At 74.3% G+C, this 17,682-nt stretch carries 14 protein-coding genes, 2 tRNA genes, 1 pseudogene and 1 riboswitch; of the genes and pseudogenes, 3 read left to right on the top strand and 14 right to left on the bottom strand.

Annotated elements, in window-relative coordinates:
- The first annotated feature begins 16 nt into the window (after window positions 1–16).
- Both trmB and AB0424_RS09010 read left to right on the top strand, forming a co-directional pair.
- Window positions 17–745, top strand: a complete 729-nt coding sequence (trmB, locus tag AB0424_RS09015) for a tRNA (guanosine(46)-N7)-methyltransferase TrmB (protein ID WP_366303396.1) — start codon at window positions 17–19, stop codon at window positions 743–745.
- Window positions 746–787: 42 nt separating this feature from the next.
- Complete coding sequence (locus AB0424_RS09010; protein ID WP_366303339.1) at window positions 788–2,125, top strand: PrsW family intramembrane metalloprotease; 1,338 nt, start codon at window positions 788–790, stop codon at window positions 2,123–2,125.
- Window positions 2,126–2,201: 76 nt separating this feature from the next.
- On the opposite strand, the gene AB0424_RS09005 is transcribed toward AB0424_RS09010, so the two are convergent.
- From AB0424_RS09005 to AB0424_RS08965, 9 genes are all read right to left on the bottom strand, one after another.
- Complete coding sequence (locus tag AB0424_RS09005) at window positions 2,202–3,146, bottom strand: aldo/keto reductase (protein ID WP_366303337.1); 945 nt, start codon at window positions 3,144–3,146, stop codon at window positions 2,202–2,204.
- A gap of 96 nt (window positions 3,147–3,242) precedes the next feature.
- Complete coding sequence (locus tag AB0424_RS09000) at window positions 3,243–4,352, bottom strand: M23 family metallopeptidase (protein WP_366303335.1); 1,110 nt, start codon at window positions 4,350–4,352, stop codon at window positions 3,243–3,245.
- An 11-nt stretch (window positions 4,353–4,363) separates the two neighbouring features.
- Window positions 4,364–4,510, bottom strand: a riboswitch (cyclic di-AMP (ydaO/yuaA leader).
- A gap of 201 nt (window positions 4,511–4,711) precedes the next feature.
- On the bottom strand, window positions 4,712–5,869 hold the full coding sequence (locus AB0424_RS08995) for a PP2C family protein-serine/threonine phosphatase (RefSeq protein WP_366303394.1): 1,158 nt from the start codon (window positions 5,867–5,869) through the stop codon (window positions 4,712–4,714).
- 183 nt (window positions 5,870–6,052) lie between these two features.
- Window positions 6,053–7,279, bottom strand: coding sequence for an MFS transporter (locus AB0424_RS08990; RefSeq protein WP_366303333.1), 1,227 nt, complete (start codon window positions 7,277–7,279; stop codon window positions 6,053–6,055).
- Window positions 7,276–8,313, bottom strand: a complete 1,038-nt coding sequence (locus tag AB0424_RS08985; protein WP_366303331.1) for a PLP-dependent cysteine synthase family protein — start codon at window positions 8,311–8,313, stop codon at window positions 7,276–7,278. The genes AB0424_RS08990 and AB0424_RS08985 overlap by 4 nt, the downstream gene beginning before the upstream one ends.
- A 63-nt stretch (window positions 8,314–8,376) precedes the next feature.
- Window positions 8,377–8,739: a hypothetical protein gene (locus AB0424_RS08980; protein ID WP_366303328.1), complete on the bottom strand. Its 363-nt coding sequence runs from the start codon at window positions 8,737–8,739 to the stop codon at window positions 8,377–8,379.
- A gap of 128 nt (window positions 8,740–8,867) precedes the next feature.
- Window positions 8,868–9,608: a MerR family transcriptional regulator gene (locus AB0424_RS08975; RefSeq protein ID WP_366303327.1), complete on the bottom strand. Its 741-nt coding sequence runs from the start codon at window positions 9,606–9,608 to the stop codon at window positions 8,868–8,870.
- A gap of 134 nt (window positions 9,609–9,742) precedes the next feature.
- Window positions 9,743–9,816, bottom strand: a tRNA-Met gene (locus AB0424_RS08970).
- A 53-nt stretch (window positions 9,817–9,869) separates the two neighbouring features.
- Complete coding sequence (locus AB0424_RS08965; protein WP_366303325.1) at window positions 9,870–10,364, bottom strand: rhodanese-like domain-containing protein; 495 nt, start codon at window positions 10,362–10,364, stop codon at window positions 9,870–9,872.
- Window positions 10,365–10,549: 185 nt separating this feature from the next.
- Between AB0424_RS08965 and AB0424_RS08960 the strand changes: the two genes are divergently transcribed.
- Complete coding sequence (locus AB0424_RS08960; protein WP_366303323.1) at window positions 10,550–11,479, top strand: sigma-70 family RNA polymerase sigma factor; 930 nt, start codon at window positions 10,550–10,552, stop codon at window positions 11,477–11,479.
- Between the two features lie 81 nt (window positions 11,480–11,560).
- On the opposite strand, the gene AB0424_RS08955 is transcribed toward AB0424_RS08960, so the two are convergent.
- The 5 genes and pseudogenes from AB0424_RS08955 to AB0424_RS08935 form a co-directional block, all read right to left on the bottom strand.
- Window positions 11,561–12,148 (bottom strand): phosphatase PAP2 family protein, encoded by a 588-nt coding sequence (locus AB0424_RS08955; RefSeq protein WP_366303321.1) that lies wholly within the window; start codon window positions 12,146–12,148, stop codon window positions 11,561–11,563.
- Window positions 12,145–13,611 (bottom strand): diacylglycerol kinase family protein, encoded by a 1,467-nt coding sequence (locus tag AB0424_RS08950; protein WP_366303320.1) that lies wholly within the window; start codon window positions 13,609–13,611, stop codon window positions 12,145–12,147. Before AB0424_RS08950 ends, AB0424_RS08955 begins: the two co-directional genes overlap by 4 nt.
- Window positions 13,612–13,785: 174 nt before the next feature.
- Window positions 13,786–13,858, bottom strand: a tRNA-Lys gene (locus tag AB0424_RS08945).
- Between the two features lie 162 nt (window positions 13,859–14,020).
- A complete protein-coding gene (locus AB0424_RS08940; RefSeq protein ID WP_366303318.1) occupies window positions 14,021–17,128 on the bottom strand; it encodes an FG-GAP-like repeat-containing protein in 3,108 nt (1,035 codons plus the stop codon).
- 247 nt (window positions 17,129–17,375) lie between these two features.
- A pseudogene (locus AB0424_RS08935) lies at window positions 17,376–17,682 on the bottom strand (RNA helicase); the annotation flags it as partial.

Raw genomic sequence — 17,682 nt, 5'->3', positions numbered from 1 at the left:
GCGGCGGGGCAGCCGGATGTTCGCACCCGGGGAAGGGCCGATGCCCGACCCGGCAGGGGCGCATCACGAGCGGCGCATCCGGAGTTTCCAGCCGCGCCGCAGCCGCGTCACGTACGGCCAGGCCGAGGCGATGCTGAAGCGGTGGCCCGACTGGGGCCTCGACATCGACGGCAAGAGCGTCCTCGACCTGGGCGCGATGTTCGACGGGCTGCCGGTCGTCCTGGAGATCGGCTTCGGGATGGGCGAGGCGACCGCGCAGATGGCCGCCGCCGACCCCGGCACCGGCATCCTCGCCGTCGACGTGCACACCCCGGGCCAGGGCAACCTGCTCGGCCTCGCCGACCGCAACGGCCTGACCAACGTCCGGGTCGCCAACGGCGACGCGATCATCCTGCTCCGCGAGATGCTCGCGACGGACTCCCTGGACGGCTGCCGGGTCTTCTTCCCCGACCCGTGGCCCAAGGCCCGCCACCACAAGCGGCGGCTGATCCAGCCCGAGTTCCTCGGCCTCCTCGCGACCCGCCTCAAGCCCGGCGGCGTGCTGCACTGCGCCACCGACTGGGAGTCGTACGCCGAGCAGATGCTGGAGGTCCTCTCCGCGCACCCCGACTTCGAGAACACGCGGGAGGACGGCGGCTTCGCCCCCCGCCCCGACTTCCGCCCCGTCACGCGCTTCGAGGGGCAGGGCCTGGACAAGGGCCACGTCGTGCACGACCTCCTCTTCCGCAGGGTCCCGCGCGCGTAACCTCCTCGCACGGTGTCGGTGGGGGTGGTTAGGGTCGCTCACGTGTCGAATCCCGCCCCCGCCGAGCCGCCCCCCGAGGACACCGCGCCCGTCCCGCACCGGGACACCGACGAGCCGGCCTTTCCGGCCGCCGCGGACCGGTCCCAGTGGCGCTACCGGCCCCGCCGCGCGTTCTGGCGCAGCCGGGTCGTGCGGGCGATCACCGTCGTCACCCTGCTCGCGCTCTGCGCCCTGGTCATCCTGGCGATGGTCCGCGAGCAGACCGGCACCCAGGGCTTCCTCGTCGGCCTGGGCCTCGCCGTGCTTCCCGTGCCGCTGCTCATGGCCGCGTTCCGCTGGCTCGACCGGGTGGAGCCGGGGCCCTGGAAGAACCTGCTCTTCGCCTTCGCCTGGGGCGCCTTCGCCGCCGCGCTCGTCGCGATCCTGGCGAACTCCTTCGCGGTCCGCTGGATCGCCACGGCCACGGCCGATCCGGACTCGGCCGACAACCTCGGGGCGACGGTGATCGCCCCGGTGGTGGAGGAGAGCGCCAAGGCAGCCGCGATCCTGCTGCTCTTCCTCTTCCGCCGGCGGTACTTCGGCGGGCTCGTCGACGGGGTCGTCTTCGCCGGCTTCACCGCGACCGGCTTCGCCTTCACCGAGAACATCCTCTATCTGGGCACCGCCTTCGGCGAGGACCAGGAGGTCGGCTCCCCCGGCATCGGCATGGTGACCGCGGGGACGTTCTTCGTCCGGGTCGTGATGTCGCCGTTCGCGCATCCGCTCTTCACCGTGCTCACCGGCATCGGTTTCGGCTTCGCCGCGCTCGCCCCGCGCGGCAAGCGGCTCCGCAAGGTGCTGCTGCCGCTCGGCGGGCTGATCCTCGCCATGGGACTGCACGCCGCCTGGAACGGCTCGGCCACCTTCGGCGGCCCGTGGGCCTTCTACGCGGTGTACGGCGCCCTCATGGTCCCGGCCTTCGGACTGCTGACCTGGCTCGCCGTCTGGAGCCGGCAGCGCGAGCTGCGCACGATATCCGGCGAACTCCCGGCGTACGCCGCGGCCGGCTGGCTCTCCCCCGCCGAGCCCCTCGCGCTCTCCTCCATGCGGGCCAGGCGGCTGGCCCGTACCTTCGCCGGCGGGACGTACGGCCCCGCCGCGGCGCGCGCGGTCGGCGAGTACGAGTCCTTCGCGACCACCCTCGCCTTCCTCCGCGACCGGGCCCGCCGCGGCACGGCCGGCCCCGACTTCACCGCCCGCGAGCAGGAGCTCCTGCACCACCTCTGGCAGCGCCGTGCCGTCGCCTCCCCCGCCCTCACCCACGCGGCCCGCGCCACCGGCCGCGTCTGGGCGCCGCCGCAGTACCTGGACTACGGCGGCTACAACCCGTACCGCAGCTGAGCGCCGGTGTCCCGGGACCGACCGGGGCGGAGCGGAGCCCGCGGTCCGGCACGTGCCGGACCGCGGGCTCCGTCGTTCAGGCCGACGCCTCGGTGAGGAGGGTCAGGTCGGCCTCGGTGAGGGTGAGGTCGGCGGAGGCGACGAGGGCGGGCAGCTGTCCGACGGTACGGGCCGAGGCGATGGGGGCGGCGACGGTCGGCCGGGAGGCGAGCCAGGCGAGGGCGACGGTGGCGAGCTCGGCCCCGTGCGCCTCGGCGACCGCGTCGAGCGCGGAGAGGACGGCCCGGCCCCGCTCGGTGTCGAGGTGCCCGCCGGCGCCGGCGGCGCGGACGCTGTCGACGGTGGCGCCGGGACGGTACTTGCCGGTGAGGAACCCGGCGGCGAGGCCGTAGTACGGGACGGCGGCGAGCCCGGCCCGCTCGGCGGTCTCCAGGAGCGGGCCCTCGTAGGTCTCGCGGGAGACCAGGTTGTAGTGCGGCTGGAGGGCGACGTACCGGGTGAGTCCCTCGGCCTCGGCGAAGTCGAGGGAGGCGCGCAGCCGCTCCGGGGAGATGTTGGAGGCGGCGACGGCACGCACCTTGCCCTCCTTCACCAGCTGGTCGAGGGCGGTGACGATCTCCTCGACCGGGACGGACTCGTCGTCGAAGTGCGTGTAGTACAGGTCGATGTGGTCGGTGCCGAGGCGGCGCAGCGACTCCTCCGCGGCCCCCTTGAGGGTGGGGGCGGAGAGCCCCTTGAAGCGGGGGTGGGCGCCGGCCTTGGTGGCGACGACGATGTCGGACCGGTTGCCGCGGGAGGCGAGCCAGCGGCCGATGACGGTCTCGGACTCGCCGCCCTCGTTGCCCTCGGCCCAGGCGGAGTAGACGTCGGCGGAGTCGACGAAGTTGCCGCCGGCGGCGGCGTAGGCGTCGAGGACGGCGAAGGACTCGGCCTCGTCGGCGGTCCAGCCGAAGACGTTGCCGCCCAGGGCGAGGGGGAAGACGTGCAGGTCGGAGCTGCCCAGCGGGCGGAGAGAGGTCATGGAGGGATCAACCGCTCCCGTCACCGGGCCTATTCCGTCAGGGAACTGGCGCGGACCCCGCAGGGGGTTCCGCGCCGGGTCGTGACGGTGGGAGCGTCAGAGCGAGAGGCCCTTGGAGCGCAGCCACTGCGCCGGGTCGATGCCGTCGCCGCCCGCGGTGTGCACCTCCATGTGGAGGTGGGCGCCGGTGACGTTGCCGGTGGCGCCGACGCGGCCGATGGTCTCGCCGGTGCCCACGCTCTGGCCGGCGGAGACGGTCATCGACGAGAGGTGGCAGTACCAGATCTCGGTGCCGTCCGAGAGTTCCAGCACGATCCGGTAGCCGTAGGAGCCCGACCAGCCGGCCGACTTCACGGTGGCGCCGTGGACGGCCTTGAGCGGGGTGCCGGTGGGCGCCGCGAAGTCGAGACCGGTGTGGTAGCCGGAGGACCACATCGAGCCGGACTGCATGTAGGAGGCGGTGAGGGTGTACGAGGAGAGGGGCAGCGAGTAGCTCGCGGCGAGCTTGGCGAGGCGCTCGGCCTCGGCCTTCGCGGCGGCTTCCGCCTCCGCCTTGGCCTTCGCCTCCGCCTCGGCCTTCGCCTTGGCCTCGGCGGCCGCCTTCGCCGCCGCGTCGGCCTTGGCCGCGGCCTCCGCCGCCGCCTTCTCGGCCGCGGCGTCCTCCGCGGCGGCCTTGTCGGCGGCGTCGGCAGATGCCTGCTGCTGCTCGGCCTGCTGGAGGATGCGGGCGCGCAGGGCCTCGCCGGCGTCGGAGGCGCCGGTCGCGGTCTTCGCGGCCTGGTCGGCCCCGCCGGTGGGCTCGTCGGCGGTGGTGTAGGTGGCGGCGGTGAGCGGGTTGGGGTTGGCGCGGGCCGCGCTGACCGGCTCGGGGTCCTCGTCGGGGAGGAGGTCGCCGACGCCGGGGAGGTCGTGGGCGTCCGGCAGACCGAGGTCGGGGAGGTCGGGGAGCGAGATCGCGACCGGGGGCTTCTCCTGCGCGGTGGCGAGGCCGCCCGCGCCGACCGCGGCGATGACGCCGACGCCGAGGACGGTGGAGGAGCGGGCGAAGTTGGAGCGCTGCTTGACGACCCGGTGCCGGCCGCCGGAGCGGCTCTCGGCGCGGAGGGAGCCCTCGGTGGGGTTCCACTCGGTGTCCGGGGAGGCGGGAACCGCACCGCCACCGAAGGCATCGAAGGGGGCTTCGGGTGCGGGGGTGTTGGACGCCACTGAGGGGCGCTCCTTTCCTTCCTTCTCGCCTACCGGGTTAGCTGACGGGTTCGGAGCAGGAAGGTCTCCTACGGGCACGGTCGCACAGGTGCGAAAGGCCCGATTCACCCCAAGTGGTGGTTCCCCGGTTCCTTTTCAGGATTCGGCGCGTGCGCACGGTGCCGCCTCTTGCGACGGCTGGGACGACCGCGCTGCGTTATCGAACGTTAATAGACAGGGGGTCCCCATTCCAAGCCGTTCCTCTTGATCGTTCATCGAATTGGGTGGTAATGGTCCGAGTTGACCCCACCTCAGAACGGAACCCGTAAACCCCCTCGATCTGACGTTATGTCAATTGTTATCGCAGGGACACCTCTCGACTACGGCCGGTGACGGGGACGGCCCGGCGGCACCACCGGCATGGTCCGGCGCCGCTCCGGCTGGCCCTCCGCGGGCCGGCTCACCGCGAGCAGCGCCATGTCGTCCGTCGACCTCCCGCCGGTGTGCAGCCGCACGTCGCCCACCAGCGCGTCGAGCACTTCCTCGGGCCCCGGGAAGAGCCGGCCGGCGAGCCGCTCCGCGGGGTCGTAGAAGACACCCTCCGCGTCCCGCGCCTCCGACAGGCCGTCGGTGTAGAAGAGCAGCGTCGCGCCCGGCGGGTAGGACCGCGCCTCCGCCCGGTCCGGCCACGCCGCCAGGTCCCCCATGCCGAGCGGCAGCGCCGGATCCACCGGGTCCAGCAGGTCGAGCCGCCCGTCCGCGTACAGCATCAGCGGGGGCGGGTGCCCGCGGTTCACCAGCCGGACGAAGCCGCCGAAGGTGCCGCTGCCGTCGGCGCGCGGGATCTCGGCGAGCACCGCCGTCGTGAACCCCTCGAAGGCGTCGAGCCCGTCGCGCCGCATGCCCTCCCGGGCCAGCGCCCGTTCGAGCCGCTGCGCCACGCCCTCCAGGGTCCGCTCCTGCTCGGCCGCCTCCCGGAAGGCCCCGATGACGACGGCGACGGCCTCGACCGCCTCCAGCCCCTTGCCGCGGACGTCCCCGACCACGAGCCGCACCCCGTGCGGGGTGTCCTGGACGGCGAACAGGTCGCCGCCGATGAACGCGTCCGCCTGCGCCGCCTCGTACCGCGCCGCGCACTGCAGCCCGCCGATCCGCTCGGCGGGCATCGGCAGCACCGCCTTCTGCGCGGTCTCCGCGATGACCCGCGCCGACGCGAGCCGTTCGCCGCTGCGCCGCACCACCCGGTTGACGAGGAGGGCCAGCGCCGAGACGGTGAGGACGGTCAGGGTCTCCGTCAGCCCCGGGATGTCGCTCGCGGTGTCGTTGTAGAGGTGCAGCCCCACGGAGGCGAGTACCGCGGCGATCCCGGTCAGCAGGGTCGTCAGCAGGGAGAAGAACGGCGCGGCGATCAGCGGGGCGGCGGAGAAGAGCGGGGCCGCGGTGTACGACGCCGGGGTCGCCACGTCGTAGGCGACGCCACCCGCGATGACCAGGGGCGGCAGCGCCCGGATGAACCGCCGCGCGCCTCCGTACGCCAGGCCGTCGTCACCGTCGCGCCGCCCGCCGCCCGTCCCGCCCTGGGGGTGCCCCACCTGTGCTCTCCTGCCCGGTCGGCCCGGCCGCGGTCCCGCACCGCGCCCTCCCAGGGTGGCGGCCGCCGCACCGGCGGGCGACCCCGTGCGGCCGACTGGCGTAGCCGGGCCGCACGGGGTCGCCCGCCTTCAGTCCCCGGCCGCCGCGGCGAGCCGACCGCCCCGCGCCAGCAGGGCCATGGCCGCCGCGCACACCAGACCCACCGCGCACAGCGCGAGCCACGGCACCGCCGACCAGCCGGTCACGTCGAGCAGCGCGCCCGTCCCCAGGTTCCCGAGGGTGATCCCGATCCCGCACACGGTGTTGTAGAGCCCGTAGTGGGTGGCCACCCAGCGCCCCCGGGACAGGGCGACGACGGTGTCCATCTCGTACGGGTAGAGCACCGCGTTGGCGACGGCCAGGACCGCGGCGCACGACAGCAGCCCGACCGCGCCCCGGCCCAGGGCCGCCGGGGCCAGGAAGGCCGCGCCCATCAGGACGAGCCCGAGGACCAGACACCGCTCCCGGCTCAGGCGGCGCCTGCACCAGGCCGTGATCCGCAGCTGCCCGGCGAGCGCGACCAGCGCCGAGACGACGAACAGCGCCGTCGTGAGCGCCGTGGAGTCCGCGGCGAGCGGCAGCGCCAGGTACACCTGGAAGGACAGGACGTACGAGCCGGTCATGGCGAGCGAGAAGAACCAGAACGTCCGGTGGGACAGCACCGTGCGGAACTGCCCCCGCGCCTCCGCTTCCCGGGCGGCGGGCGCCCCGGCCCGGACGGGCAGACACCGCAGCTGTACGACGGTCAGGCCGGCGAACAGCACCGCCGCCACCGTGCACGTCAGCCGGAACGACACCCCCGTCAGGGCCACCCCGACGAGCGGCCCGAGCAGGATGCCCGCCTGGTAGTACACGTGGAACAGCGCGAAGGCCGCCACCCGCCGCTCCTCACCGGCCTCGTCGGCCAGACAGGCCCGCACGGCCGGGTTGAACAGCGCCCCCGCGAGACCGGTCGCCAGCGAGGCGGCGACCAGCATCGGCAGCGACTGCGCGAAGGCCAGCGCCCCGAAGCCGACCGTCCGCAGCGCGCAGCCGGCCACGATCAGCGGCTTGAAGCCGAGCCGGTCGGCGAGCGCCCCGCCGACGAGGAACATGCCCTGCTGGGACAGGTTCCGGGCGCCCAGGACCAGGCCGACCGCCCAGGCCGCCATCCCGAGCCCGTCCGCGAGGTGCGCCGCCAGGTACGGCATCAGCATGTAGAAGCCGAGGTTGATGGTCAGCTGGTTGACGAAGAGCAGCCGGACCGCGGGCGGGAAGGAGCGGCTCTGCCGCCACACGCCCCCCTCGGCGGCGGGCGCCGTGCTCGTCGCGGTCAACGGACCCGCTCCAGCACCTTGCGCGTCCAGCCGTCCACGCGCACGCCGGGCTCGTACGCCGCGGGCTCCTCGCGCACGGGCCCGTCGAGCAGGCCGTGCGCCGCGCAGAACTCGTCGTTGAAGACGGTGTCGAAGTACCGCTGCGGCCCGTCGGGGAAGACGGCCGCGATCCGGGTCCCTCGCGGCCGGGTCCTGGCCAGCCAGCCGGCGACCAGCGCGACCGCCCCCACGCTCCAGCCGCCCGTCGCGAACTGGCGCGCGGCCAGGCGCCGGGCCGACCGCACCGCCTCCGCGGGCCCGACCCAGTGGACCTCGTCGAAGGCACCGTGGTCGACGTTGGCCGGGTGGATGGAGGAACCGAGGCCGCGCATCAGCCGCTCCCCGGCCGGCAGGCCGAAGACGGTGGAACCGACGGAGTCCACGCCGACGAGTTCCAGTGCGGGGCTGCCGGTGGCGCGCAGCGCCCGGGAGATGCCGGCCGAGTGGCCGCCGGTGCCGACCGCGCAGACCAGCACGTCGATCCGGTCGAGCTGGCCGGAGAGTTCGGCGGCCAGCCCGGCGTAGGCGTCGGGGTTGTCGGGGTTCCCGTACTGGTCGGGCCACCAGGCCCCGTCGAGGCTCAGCAGCAGTTCGGCGACCCGGTCCATCCGGGCCTGCTGCCAGCCGCCGCGCGGGCTCGGCTCGGAGACGACGTGCACCCGGGCGCCGTGCGCGACGAGCAGCCGCTCGACGAGCGGTTCGAGGCCGGGGTCGGTGACGACGTGCACCGGGTGACCGTGCAGGACCCCGGCGAGCGCCAGGCCGAGACCGAGGGTCCCGGAGGTCGACTCGACGATGGGGGCGCCGGGCCGCAGCTCCCCGCGGCGCCGGGCCTGCTCGACCATGTAGAGGGCGGTGCGGTCCTTGATGCCGCCGAAGTTGAAGCCTTCGAGCTTGGCCCAGTAGCCGTCGTCGGTCCGGAGGACGGGGGTGTTGCCGACGGTCTGCCCGCCGACGGGCAGGGGCACGGTGGTGCCGAAGAGCAGATTGCTCATGGGGGAGGTGTCCTTGAGGTGGTACGCCGAAGGGAGCCTGGTCACGCGTGTGCGGGACCCGGCTCAGTTCCGGTCCACCCCGAGGGCGATCAGCAGACGGCCCGGCTCGGGTCCGGGTCCCGCCCGGCCCCGGACGCAGCGCGCGCGGGGATCGGTGCGGAGGTCCGCGGTGTGCGACCGGGGTACGGCTCCGCCGGCGTCCGGCGCCCCGGGCTGCGGGGCGGCGGCCTGCGCGGGCAGGTGGGCGTCGAAGGACCACGCGTCACCGGACCGCTCGCAGCCGTGCGGGAACGCGGGCGCGGAGACGGTCGCCGTGCTCGTGGGAGGCAGCGCGTGCCCGTGGGAGCCGTGGCAGACGCTCACGAGCAGGGCGAGGAGGGCGAGCAGGACGAGCACGGCGGGCGCCCGCCGGCTCACGTCACTCACGCTCTCGTCACTCATCGTGCGCGTGACACTACGGTGCGGCGTCCCGTGCCCGCAAAGAGGCGGGCCCGTTTCGGCCACCGCGCACATCGACGGGAGACCCCTCTCGGACACCCCCAGGGGGGACGGCCCTAGAGGTTGCGCTCCGCGTAGATCGCCAGCGCGTCGCGCACGAGGACGGCGGTGCCCTCGCCGTGCTTGTCGTAGTGGGCGGTGAAGCGCGGGTCGTCGACGTACATCCGGCCGAGCCCGATCACGTACTCCCGGCTCGGCGACGTGGTGGCCGACAGCCAGACGACCTGGCGGCGCGCGATGTCCTGCACCTCGTCGCTGTCCGCGGCCAGGCCGGCCTGCGCCGCCCGGCCGAAGTCACGCGCGATGCCGGCCTGTTCGTCCATGAAGGCCCGCTTCTGCGCCGCGTCGAGAGAGCGCCACCAGCGGTCGCCCTTCTCGTACGCCTCGCGGCCCCAGCGCTCGGTGACCTCCTGCTCGTACGTCGTGTGGTCGAAGCCGTCGAACACTTCCTCGGCCATGAGTTCTTCTCCCCTCTCTGTCTTGTGGAGAGTGGTCCGCACCGACGCGATCACGCGTCCGATGCGCTCGCGCTCCTGCTCCAGGAGGGCGAGGTGCGTCCGCAGGGCGGCGGAGGTGTCCCGCTGTCCCGCGAGGACCTCGGCGATGGCGGGCAGCGAGAGCCCCAGCTCGCGCAGCAGCAGGATGCGCTGCAGCCGTACCAGCGCCTCCTGGTCGTAGTACCGGTAACCGTTGGCGCCGATCCGGCTCGGCTCCAGCAGTCCGCGCTCCCCGTAGTGCCGGAGAGTGCGGCTGGTGGTGCCGGCCTTCTTGGCGATCTCCTGGATCGACCACTCCATGCCGAGAACGCTAGATGTTGACGCAGCGGCAAGGTCAAGCGCGCACCGCGGCCGACGGGACCCGCGGGAGGGACGGGGGCCGGGAAACGACGAAGACCCGGATCCAGAAGGATCCGGGTCTTCGTGCTACTGAGTAGCGGGGACAGGATTTGAACCTGCGACCTCTGGGTTATGAGCCCAGCGAGCTACCGAGCTGCTCCACCCCGCGTCGGTAAACACGACTCTACGCCATGACCGGGGCGATCACGAAATCGGTTTACGTCAGCAGCCGCAGTCGTCGGAGTCGACCGGCGCGGTCAGCGGGTCCGCGGCCTTCTCCTCGCGGCCCTCCCAGGTCTCGTAGGCGAAGCCCTCGCGCACCCAGTACTCGAAGCCGCCGAGCATCTCCTTGACCTGGAAGCCCAGCTCCGCGAGGGCGAGCGCGGCGCGCGTGGCGCCGTTGCAGCCCGGCCCCCAGCAGTACGTGACGACCGGCACCGACCGGTCGAGCAGCTGCTCCGCCTGCTCCGGGACGAGCGCGGTCGGCAGGTGGACCGCGCCGGGGACGTGCCCCTGGTCCCACGAGGCGGTCGAGCGGGAGTCGATCACCACGAAGCCCGGGTCCGTGCCGTCGGCGGCGGAGGCGGCCAGCGCCGAGGCCACGTCGGAGACGTCGGCGTGGAAGGCGAGGCTCGCGGAGAAGTAGGCGGCCGCCGCGGCCGGAGTGGCCGGCGGAGTGCGGAGAACCGGGTTGACCTGCGTCGTTGTCGTCGTCATGGTGATCAATCTACGGACGATGATCACCGGGATGAAGGATGGATCCACGGCGGTCGGGGGCTTCGGCCGGGGAATCCCGGGCGTTGTCCACGAGACGGCGGGGATCTCACGTACCGAAACCACACGACCCACCCGGACCCCCTCCGTTCGTGTCACATGGACGGGGTTTCATCCGTCATGAGGGCATGACGGGACGCGAAGGGGGAGATCGACGAGTGGACGCCGACAAGGAACTTCTGGCCCGGCGCTTCGAGGCCGACCGGAACCACCTGCGGGCGGTGGCCTACCGGATGCTGGGCTCGCTGAGCGAGGCCGAGGACGCCGTCCAGGAAGCCTGGTTCAAACTCAGCCGTGCCGACGTCAGCGAGGTGGAGAACCTCAGCGGCTGGCTGACCACCGTCGTCGGCCGCGTCTGCCTGGACATGCTGCGCTCCCGCGGATCGCGCCGCGAGGACCCGCTGGAGTACCACGTCCCCGACCCCGTGGTCCGGGTCGCCGACACCACCGACCCCGAACACGCCGCCGAACTCACCGAGTCGGTCGGCCTGGCGCTCCTCATCGTCCTGGAGACGCTGTCCCCGGCCGAGCGGCTCGCGTTCGTGCTGCACGACATGTTCGCCGTCTCCTTCGACGAGATCGCGCAGATCGTGGACCGCACCCCGGCCGCGACCCGGCAGCTCGCCAGCCGGGCCCGCCGCCGCGTGCAGGACGCCTCGCCCGCCCCCGGACCCGACGTCCGGCGGCAGCGGGAGATCGCCGACGCCTTCCTCGCCGCCGCCAACGGCGGCGACTTCGAGGGTCTCCTCGCCGTCCTCGACCCCGACGTGGTGCTGCGCGCGGACGGCGGCCGGCTCCTCGCCGGCGCCTCCCGGCTGGTGCGGGGCGCCGAGGCGGTCATCTCGCAGGCCCTGCTGTACTCCAAGTTCCGCCAGTCCTACCTGGCGGTGGTCGCCAACGGGGCGCCGGCGTTCCTGTCGGTCGTCGACGGCCGCCCGGGCGCGCTCATGTCCTTCACCGTCGCGGGCGACCGCATCGTCGGCCTGGAGATCCTCGCCGACCCCGACCGCCTCGCCGCCCTCGGCCTCACCGAGGAGGAACTGGCCCGCGCGGCCTAGGGAGACAGGCCCCGGACCAGGGCCGGCCGCGTTGGGAGGTCCCGGGGCCCGGCGGCCCGGACCACCCGACCGGGCCGGGACTCAGCGGTCGCCGGCCGCCGCCGGCAAGGACGCGCTCGCCGCCAGGGCGACGACGGCGCTGGCCACGCCGAGGACCGCGCCCGCGGCCACGTCGCCCGGGTAGTGCACGCCGGTGTGCACCCGGGAGTAGCCCACGGCCCCCGCGAGGACCCCGAGGGGCACCGCGGCGGCCGGCAGCACCGTGCCCACGGCGGTGGCGAAGGCGACCGCCGACGCGGTGTGGCCGGACGGGAATGACGCCGAGTCGGGCATCCGGACGTGCCGGGCCACCACCACGCGGGCCGCCTCACGGTCGGGCCGCTGCCGGCGCACCAGCCGCTTGCCCAGCAGGTTGGCCGAGGCCGACGCCACCGCGATCGCCCCGACGCCGACCAGCGCCGCCCGGCGCGGCCGGCCCGGCAGGCACGCGAGCGCGGCCGCCACCGCGAACGAGATCTTCGAGTGGTCTGCCGTCCGGGAGAGCCGGCGCAGCCCGGAGTCGAGCGTGGGCGTGGGCGTCGCGGCCACCGCCGCGTACACGGCGCCGTCGACCGCGTTGAGGTCCCGGATCACGTCCCGGAGGGCACCGGTCCTGGTCGTCGAGGTCATGTGCTGTTCCTTCGGAAGTCACGGAGGGTCGAGGGGAAGTGGTCGGGGAAGGCGAGCGCGGTGACGCGCCGCCAGTCGAGCGGCCGGCTCGGCGGGGGCGACCCCGGCCGGTGACGGGGCACCAGGACCCGCAGGGCGCGGGGCCGGAGGGTGCAGACCACCGGCGTGGGCATGACGAGCGCCTCGCCGTCGACCGCCACGGTGATGGAACCGGTGTCGAGGTCGGTCTCGGGCACCGGGACCGCGGACGGCCAGGCGAACGGCGCCCCGGCCTCGGCGGGGGCCGGCGTCCTGCCCGAGACCTCGACGCGACCGGCCGTCATGACGTTCAGTCCGGCCGACTGCGTGCCGCGCACGACGAGGTCGGCGGCGTCCGCGGCCCCGTCCACCCGCACGGCGATCACGCCGAGCTCGCCGCCGTCGAGCCGCGGCCTGCGGGCCGCCGCGGCCCCGAAGGGATCGGGCGCCGCGTACGGGTTGTTGCTGACGAGCAGCGCCTGCTGCGCGGGCAGCCGGACGGCGTCGGCGGTCGCGTCGAGGCGCGCGCCCTGACCGCCCTGGAGCAGGTCGGGCAGCACGTCGAGCGCGGTGCCCGCCTTCGCGTCGCGGTACTCGGGGCGCTGGACGACGTCCGCGTACACGCCGAAGGAGACGGTGTTGACGAAGGGCCGGCCGGAGACCGAGCCGAGGTCGACCCGGAGCTCCTCGCCGTCGGACAGGGCGTCCAGGCACCTCGCCGGGTCCTCGCGGTCCAGCCCCAGGTCGAGGGCGAAGTGGTTGCGGGTGCCGGCCGAGATGACCAGGAAGGGCAGGTCGTGCTCGGCCGCCACCGCGGCGACCAGCGCCTGCGTGCCGTCGCCGCCGGCCACTCCGAGCAGGTCGGCGCCGTCCGCGACGGCCTCCCGGGCGAGGGCGGCGACGTCGGTCTCGACGGACGGGTCGATCAGGATCACCCGGGCGCCCAGCTTCTCCGCACGCTCGACCAGCCCGAACCGGCCGACCTTCCCTCCCCCGGACTTCGGGTTCATGATCAGCACGGCTCTGCGGGGCCGCGACCGCCGTCTGACCCGCGCCCCGTCGGTACGCGACCGGTCCCCGCGCCGCTGCTCCGGGAGCCGCTGCGCCTCCCGGGCGCACCCGACCGCCACGCCCCACAGGCACAGCGCGAGCAGCGCGTTCAGCGCCAGCCCCCACACGACGTACAGGGTGAGGACCACGACCGGCGCCCCGACGGCGAGCAGCGCGCCGAGCACCCGCACCGCCCCGCGGTGCGCGAGGAACCACCAGATCCCCGCCGCCGACGCCACCAGCCCGACGAGCCCGCTCACCAGGATGAGCAGCCCGCCCGCACCGAACCCCGTCAGCAGCAGCACGACCGCGGCGGCCGCGGCCGCCAGCGCACACCGCGCCAGGACCCGGGCCGTCCCCGTCGAATCGCCGGCCCCGTCCACCGTCTCCGTCAACGTCCCCACCTCCACGCTCCGCGCCGGGCGCTCCACCGTCCAGACTCACTCACGCTTTCCCACCCCGCGCCCCCTGACGATCCGTTCACCGGAAAAGTTCCGGACGACGAAAGCGCCCCGCCCGGTCGGGACCGGGCGGGGCGCTTTCGGCGGGGAAGGTCTTCCCGCCGTATGTAGGCCGTGTGGGACTCGAACCCACAACCAATGGATTAAAAGTCCACTGCTCTGCCAATTGAGCTAACGGCCCGTGGACAAGCACACCCGTGCAGCATAGCCGGAGAGATCCCCGGAACCGATCGGGTATCCGACACCGGCCGCGCCGCGCCCGCCGGCCGCCACGGACGCGAGGCCCGGCCGTGCCGGCCGGGCCTCGCGAGGGGTGGGGGGCCGGAAGGGCCGGGGGCAGGGGTCAGAACAGGGCCTTGAAGACGTTCCAGCCGGCGCCCATCGGGACGCGGGAGGCGTACGAGCCGGAACCGTTTCCGAAGTAGACGTAGAGCTTGCCGGCCGTGTCGCGGGCGGCGAGTTCGGGACGCCCGTCGCCGGAGAGGTCGCCGGTGCCGACGAGGGAGGTGAAGCCGCCCCAGCCCGCGCCGAGCCGGACGCGGGCCGTCACTCCGCCGGTGGCGGTGCCGTAGTAGCGCCACATGACGCCGGCGGCGTCCACGCCCAGCAGGTCGCTCCGGCCGTCGCCGTTCAGGTCGCCGGCGCCGACGAGCCTCTTGTACAGCTTCCAGTTCGTGCCGAACCGCACCCGGTTCTTCACCCGGTGGTCGGCGGTGCCGGCGTAGAAGTACATGTCACCGGTGGTCGTCTGGCGGGCGATCAGGTCGGTGAAGCCGTCGCCGTCGACATCGCCCGGCGAGGTCAGGACGTCGTACTGGCCCCAGCCCGCGCCGATCGGCGTGTACGGCGAGGAGGCCGAGACCACCTTGCCGCAGCCCGGGCGGTAGGCCCGCAGCTGGTCGCCGACGCGGGCGAGGACGTCGGCGCAGCCGTCGCCGTCGGTGTCGCCGAACGGCATCAGGACGGACGTGGCGGGGAACTTGGCGCCGGTCCCCGCGATCCGGCCCGACATGCCGCCGAAGCCGTCGCCCCGGTACATCGAGACGAGGCCGGCCGTGTCCATCGCGAGGAGGTCGCCCTGGCCGTCACCGGTGAGGTCGCGCCAGGCGGGCCTGCCGCCGGAGAGGGTGACGCGGCCGGAGGCGACCAGGTCGCGGCCCTGCCCGTCCGCCGTGTTCGCCGTCAGGTCCCAGGTGTAGGGCCCGTTGGGCAGGACCTTGCCCGCCGCCGTCCGGCCGTCCCAGGCGACGTCGATCCGGCCGCGCGTCTCGCCGCCGCCGAAGGTGCGGACCGCGGCACCGGAGTACAGGTCGCGGAGGGTCAGCTGCCAGATCGACGCGGGCTTGGAGAGCGTCCAGGACGCCTTCCAGCCCGTCTTCGCCGACGCGGTCGCGGGCACGGCCGCCGACGCGGCCGTGAGGTCGGAGGCGGGCACGCCGGTCCAGACGGCGTGGACCCGGTTCTCGGCGTCCTTGTACGCGACGGCGCCGCCGAACCGGTCCACGGTCCAGCTCTGCCGGCGGGCGCCGGACACGGGCGCGGAGTCGTCGAGGAGGCGCGGCGCCTTGGCCGTACCGCCGGAGAAGTCGACGATCCGCAGGTACTGGCTCGACTGGTCGACGTAGTAGCCGTCGCCGAGGAGGCCGCCGTTGCCGTACGAACGGGGCAGCGCGATCCTCGCGCCGCTCCTCAGGTCGACGACGCCCTGCGTGGCGTACTGCCCGCAGGCCCAGTACAGCCAGCGGCCGCCGGCCGTCTGCAGCTCCGTCAGCGGGCAGGCGGCGCCGGTCGCCACCTTGCCGAGGTCCTTGCCGGTGGCCAGGTCCTTGCGGGCGACCTCGCCGACCGTCGCGGTGCCGGTGAACAGCGTGTCGCCCCACAGGGCGACGGCGGTCTGCTGCTGCCGCGACACGACCGTCGCGGCCTCCGTGTTCACCACGACCGTCTCGCCGTCGGCGACGAGCTGGCCGGGGAAGGAGGGCCGGCCGCTCTGGAAGACCGCCCAGCGGCCGAAGGCGTCCTCGATCCGGCCGTCCTTGTCGAGGGCGACCTTCGTCGTCCGGCCCGCGGCGTCCCGGGTGACGACCGCCCGCGCGGTGTACGGGATCCGGGGGTAGGAGACCGTGCGGCCGTCGCCGGTGGCGAAGAGCGGGGAGGAGTTCCACTCGGCGTTCGCGTCGACGCCCTGCCACGCGGGCGCGGACTGGCCGGTGTGGACCGGGCCCACGGGAAGCGTCCGGCCGTAGAGGCCGGGTCCGTTCGGGCCGTCGTACTCCAGGGTGGTGAGCCGGCCGGCGCCGAGCGCGAGCGCGTCGATCTTCGCCGGGAGCGGCTCCAGACGGCGCAGCTTCTCCACCGCGAGCGCGCCGCCCTTGCCGGGGACGACCTTGAGGAGGGACCAGTCGGTGGCGGAGGTGCCGCCGACGACCGCGGCGCCCGAACCGTCGCCGAGCTGGGTGATCGCCGCCTCGGCCCGGTCCAGGAGCAGCTGCTCCTCGCCCGCCGGGGAGAGCGCGACGAGACGGCGGCGGAGCGCCGCGTCCGTGCCCGACTCGTCGTCGACGGCGAGGACCCGGTCGCCGACCAGGCCGATGCGGCGGAGCGACAGGCCCTCCGGCAGCGGGTAGGTCGTCTCGGGCCCGTTCAGGTCGGCCAGGCCGCGGATGTGGACCGTGCGGGCGGTGTCGACCCAGGCGATCCGCTCCTTCGTCACCGCCACCGGTCCGGTGAGCACGTCGATCGACGGGGTGGCCGAGGCGATCACCCGCATCACACCGGTCCGCAGGTCGACGACGCCGAGGTGGGTGAAGTCGTACCCGGGGGTCTCCGAGAAGCGGATGACGGCCGTGTCGCCGTCGCCGGCCACGAGCCGCGCCCTGTGCAGGTCGGCGCTCCCGGGCCAGCCGGTGACGGGGACCGTCGTCCCGCCGTCGGCGCGGCGGAGGAAGTACCCGGTGGTGGTGGCGTACGACGAGCCTGCCTCGTACTGCTGGAAGAGCAGCGTCTCGCCGAGGATCCCCCGGAAGCTCGTGTCCGCGGGCATGTCCAGCGGCTGTTCCGCGCCGGTCACCACGTCACGGAGGTAGTGGGTGCCGATGCCGCGCTGGAGGTAGACGTACCGGCCGCCGGTGCCGAGCTCGGCGAAGGCGTCGTTGCCGCTGCCGTACCCCAGCGGCACGGTCGTCCCGGTCGCGAAGTCGGTCCACCCCGCCTCTTCGCCGAAGTGCTCGTCGGAGTCCTCCGTGCGGTGCGCGTAGCCCGTGGGTCCCGCGGCGAGGACGGTCTCCTGCCGGGGTACGCCCCGCCAGTTCGGCGTGATGTCCAGCTGGTCGATCCCCACGACCGGGGCGGCCGTCGCGGACGGCGTGAGGCCGATCCCGGAGGCGAGCAGTGCGGTGGCGAGAACGGCGATACGCGCGCGGGGGTGCCGCGCGCGTGCGAAACGAGACAAAGAGAGGTCCCTCCCCAGGGCAACCTGACGCTGGAAGTCGGGGAGAAGTCTCCGCCGGGCCCCCTGGCCGGCTCTTCTCACCCGCGTCGACCGGTCGAGCGTATCCGGTCGGACGGCGGCGCGAGCGGGCGCACCGGTCCGCGGCGGCTTCCCGCATCGGAGCGCGGCCGCCGGAGCCTCCGGAAAAACGGGCCGGGCCCGTACGACGGTGTGTCGTACGGGCCCGGCCCGTGGTGATCAGTCGGCGTCAGCCGTTGCGCTTCCAGCGCGGCTTGTCGTCGCGACGGCCGAAGGAGCCGCCGGTCGAGCCGGTGCCGCGGTGGTCGTCACGACGGCCGTAGGGGCGGTCGCCGCCACCGGAGCGGAAGCCGCCGGAGGGGCGGTCGTCACGACGGTCGCGGTTGAACGGACGGTCGCTGCCGCGGTGGCCGCCGGACGGACGGTCGTTGTCGCGGCGCTCGAAGGGGCGGCCGCCACGGTCGTCACGGTTGAAGCCACCCGAGGGACGGTCGTCGCGGCGGAAGCCGCCACGGTCGCCACCGCGGTCGTCACGG

It is taken from the genome of Streptomyces sp. NPDC051180 (assembly GCF_040689545.1).
Lineage (GTDB): Bacteria > Actinomycetota > Actinomycetes > Streptomycetales > Streptomycetaceae > Streptomyces.
This window is presented reverse-complemented; position numbering and strand designations above follow the sequence as displayed.